The 1,309-nt window shown below is 73.6% G+C and carries 1 protein-coding gene and 1 pseudogene; one reads left to right on the forward strand and one right to left on the reverse strand.

Annotated elements, in window-relative coordinates; genetic code table 11:
- Positions 1-285, reverse strand: a pseudogene (locus tag GTW08_RS20795) (acetyl-CoA hydrolase); the annotation flags it as partial.
- A gap of 34 nt (positions 286-319) precedes the next feature.
- On the opposite strand from GTW08_RS20795, the gene GTW08_RS20800 reads away from it, so the two are divergent.
- Positions 320-1,309: a glutathione S-transferase family protein gene (locus GTW08_RS20800; protein ID WP_073575496.1), complete on the forward strand. Its 990-nt coding sequence runs from the start codon at positions 320-322 to the stop codon at positions 1,307-1,309.

Consider the following 1,309-nt stretch of genomic DNA (forward strand, 5'->3'; position numbering starts at 1 on the left):
CGAGAGCCGGGCCGGGACCCGGTGCGCGCGCCCGGACTCGATCAGCGTCCGCGCTCCCGGCCCCCCGACGACGGTGCGGATGTCGGCGAACGCGTCCGGCTCGAGGTCCGGGGCCGGGCCGGGCACCCAGCCCAGCACGAGCCGCACACCCCCGGCACGGGCCGCGACCGCCGAGAGCGGGCGGGCGAGCGCGTAGGGGAGCCCGCAACCGTCGGCCAGCGCCACCCGGGAACCCGGCGCGACCAGCTCGGACAGACCGCGTGCGAGGTCACCGTCGACGCCCATGCGCCCATCCGACCACAGGGCTAGCGTCGGCGGCATGGGGACCGACCAGGACAGCGGTGAGTTCGTACGGGAGGCGCTCGGGGTGGCCGAGCGGATCACGGCCGACGGGTCGTCGCCGTGGCCGGTCGAGGCGGGCCGCTACCGCCTCGTCGGCGCGCGCGCCTGCCCGTGGGCGAACCGGGTGATCATCACCCGGCGGCTGCTCGGGCTGGAGGACGCGATCTCGATGGGCATCGCGGGCCCGCTGCACGACGAGCGCAGCTGGCGCTTCCACCTCGATCCGGGGAACGTCGACCCCGTGCTCGGCATCGAGTACCTGCGCGAGGCCTACGAGAAGGCCGTCCCCGGCTACGACGAGGGTGTCACCGTCCCTGCCATGGTCGAGGTCGCCTCGGGCAAGGTCGTCACCAACGAGTACGCGCTGCTGGAGCGCGACCTGTCGACCCAGTGGCGGGGGCTCCACCGCGACGGCGCCCCGGACCTGTGGACCGACCCGGAGGCGATCGACGAGATCGGGGAGGGGATCTTCCACGACGTCAACAACGGCGTCTACAAGTGCGGGTTCGCCTCGTCCCAGCGCGCCTACGACCGCGCCTACGACGCCCTGTGGTCGCGGATGGACGAGCTGTCCGAGCACCTGTCGACGCGCCGCTACCTGGTCGGTGACTCGATCACCCAGGCCGACATCCGGCTGTGGGTGACCCTGGTCCGCTTCGACGCCGCCTACCACGGCCACTTCAAGGCCAACCGGCACAAGCTCACCGAGCTCCCCGTGCTGTGGGCCTACGCCCGGGACCTGTTCCAGACCCCCGGCTTCGGCGACACCATCGACTTCGAGCAGGTCAAGCAGCACTACTACGGCGTGCACGCGTCGGTGAACCCGACCGGGATCGTCCCGAAGGGGCCCGACACCGCCGGCTGGACGACCGCGCACGGCCGCGAGGAGCTGGGCGGGCGCCCGTTCGGCGACGGCACCCCGCCCGGCCCGCCGCCGGAGTCCGAGCGGGTCCCCGCGGTCGGCTGA

The sequence above is a fragment of the Pseudonocardia sp. SID8383 genome (genome assembly GCF_009864975.1).
Classification (GTDB): Bacteria; Actinomycetota; Actinomycetes; order Mycobacteriales; family Pseudonocardiaceae; genus Pseudonocardia; species Pseudonocardia alni.